This window comes from Pseudomonas sp. BAV 4579, from assembly GCF_009765395.1.
Lineage (GTDB): Bacteria > Pseudomonadota > Gammaproteobacteria > Pseudomonadales > Pseudomonadaceae > Chryseomonas > Chryseomonas aestiva.
On the sequence record NZ_WHOV01000209.1, the window covers coordinates 1 to 2,843 of the forward strand.

The window sequence follows — 2,843 nt, forward strand, 5'->3', positions numbered from 1 at the left end:
GTCGCCGCCCAGCTCAACCTGCGTGCCCACTGGATGCCCTTTACCGCCAATCGCGCCTTCCAGAAGGATCCGCGCATCGTGGTGGCCGCCGAAGGCAGCTGGCTGATCGACGACCAGGGGCGGCGCATCTATGACAGCCTCTCCGGACTCTGGACCTGCGGCGCCGGTCACTCGCGCAAGGAAATCCAGGAGGCCGTGGCGCGTCAGCTGGGCACCCTCGACTATTCGCCGGGCTTCCAGTACGGCCATCCGCTGTCCTTCCAGCTGGCGGAAAAGATGACCGAGCTGACCCCGGCCGGTCTGGACCATGTCTTCTTCACCGGCTCGGGTTCCGAGAGCGCCGACACCTCGGTCAAGCTGGCGCGAGCCTACTGGCGCATCAAGGGTCAACCGGCCAAGACCAAGCTGATCGGCCGGGCCCGCGGCTACCACGGCGTCAACATTGCCGGCACCAGCCTGGGCGGCATCGGCGGCAACCGGAAGCTGTATGGCTCCTTCATGGACGTCGACCATCTGCCCCATACCCTGCAACCGGGCATGGCCTTCACCAAGGGCATGGCCGAGACCGGCGGCGTCGAGCTGGCCAACGAGCTGCTCAAGCTGATCGAGCTGCACGATGCCTCCAATATCGCGGCCGTCATCGTCGAGCCCATGTCCGGCTCGGCCGGGGTGATCGTGCCGCCGGTGGGCTATCTGCAGCGCCTGCGCGAGATCTGCACCCAGCACGACATCCTGCTGATCTTCGACGAGGTCATCACCGCCTTTGGCCGCATGGGCCGTCATACCGGCGCCGAATTCTTCGGCGTGACGCCGGACATCATGAACGTGGCCAAGCAGGTCACCAACGGCGCCGTGCCCCTTGGCGCGGTGATCGCCAGCAGCGCCATCTACGACACCTTCATGAACCAGGCCACGCCTGAGCACATGGTCGAGTTTCCCCATGGCTACACCTATTCGGCCCATCCGGTGGCCTGTGCCGCGGGTCTGGCGGCGCTGGAACTCATGGCGCGGGAGAATCTGGTGCAGCAGGCCGCCGAGCTGGCGCCCAGGTTCGAAGCCTCGCTGCATGGCCTCAAGGGTGCCAAGCATGTGGTGGACATCCGCAACTGCGGCCTGGCTGGTGCCCTGCAGCTCGCCCCGCGTGATGGCGATGCGGTAATCCGCCCCTTCGAGGCTGGTATCGCCCTGTGGAAGGCCGGCTTCTACGTCCGCTTCGGCGGCGACACCCTGCAATTCGGGCCCACCTTCAACGCCAAAATCGAAGACCTGGATCGCGTCTTTGCCGCGGTCGGTGATGTCCTCAATCGCCTCGACTGACCCCCTTTCCGGCGCTCCCCGGCGGGAGCGTCCATCCCTCGTACAAGGAGTCCCTTCATGAGCCTCAAGCATCTCATCGGCGGCCAGCTGGTCGACGGTGGCAGCCGCCGCGCACCGGTCTACAACCCTTCCACGGGCGCGGTCATCCGTGAAGTGCCCCTGGCCGACGCGGCCACCCTGCAGCAGGCCGTTGACGCCGCCCAGGCCGCCTTTCCGGCCTGGCGCAATACCCCGCCGGCCAAGCGCGCCCAGGTGCTGTTCCGCTTCAAGCAGCTGCTGGAGAGCAACGAAGAGCGCCTGGTGCAGCTGATCAGCGAAGAACACGGCAAGACCCTGGAAGACGCCGCCGGCGAATTGCGTCGCGGCATCGAGAACGTCGAATACGCCACCGCCGCACCCGAGTTGCTCAAGGGCGAATACAACCGCAACGCCGGTCCGAGCATCGACACCTGGTCCGACTTCCAGCCCCTGGGCGTGGTGGCCGGCATCACTCCCTTCAACTTCCCGGCCATGGTGCCGCTGTGGATGTATCCGCTGGCCATCGCCTGCGGCAACACCTTCATCCTCAAGCCCAGCGAGCGCGACCCCAGTTCCACCCTGGCCATCGCCCAGCTGTTCGAAGAAGCCGGCCTGCCCAAGGGCGTGTTGAACGTGGTGCATGGCGACAAGGAAGCCGTGGACGGCCTGATCGACGCGCCCGAGGTCAAGGCGCTGAGCTTTGTCGGCTCCACCCCCATCGCCGAATACCTCTATGCCCGCGGCACCGCCAAGGGCAAGCGCGTCCAGGCCCTGGGCGGCGCCAAGAACCATGCGGTGGTCATGCCGGACGCCGACCTCGGCAACACCGTCAATGCGCTGATGGGCGCCGCCTACGGCTCCTGCGGCGAACGCTGCATGGCCATCTCGGTGGCGGTCTGTGTCGGTGACCAGGTCGCCGATGCCCTGATCGCCCGGCTGGTGCCGGAGATCGCAAAGCTCAAGGTCGGCCCGGGTACCCAGTGCGGCCTGGACATGGGTCCGCTGGTCACCGGCGCGCACCTGGACAAGGTCACCGGCTACGTCGTCGACGGCGTCGCCGCAGGCGCCAAGCTGGTGGTGGACGGCCGCAGCCTCAAGGTCGCCGACCATGAAGACGGCTTCTTCCTCGGCGGCTGCCTGTTCGATCAGGTCACCCCGGAGATGCGCATCTACCAGGAAGAGATCTTTGGTCCGGTGCTCTGCGTGGTGCGGGTCAAGAGCCTGGCAGAGGGCATCGCCCTGATCAACGCCCACGAATACGGCAATGGCACCTGCATCTTCACCCGTGATGGCGAAGCGGCGCGGCTGTTCGCTGACCAGATCGAGGTGGGCATGGTCGGCATCAACGTGCCCTTGCCGGTGCCGGTGGCCTACCACAGCTTCGGCGGCTGGAAGAGATCGCTGTTCGGCGACCTTCACGCCTACGGCCCCGACGGCGTGCGCTTCTACACCCGGCGCAAGACCATCACCCAGCGCTGGCCGCAGCGCGAGGCCCAGGAGGCTTCGCA

General features: G+C 66.7%; 2 protein-coding genes. Both read left to right on the plus strand.

Going from position 1 to position 2,843, the window contains the following annotated elements; genetic code table 11:
* On the plus strand, positions 1 to 1,317 hold a 1,317-nt coding region (locus GSQ95_RS25050), incomplete at its 5' end, for an aspartate aminotransferase family protein (protein ID WP_158897014.1).
* Positions 1,318 to 1,374: 57 nt separating this feature from the next.
* On the plus strand, positions 1,375 to 2,843 hold a 1,469-nt coding region (locus GSQ95_RS25055; RefSeq protein ID WP_158897015.1), incomplete at its 3' end, for a CoA-acylating methylmalonate-semialdehyde dehydrogenase.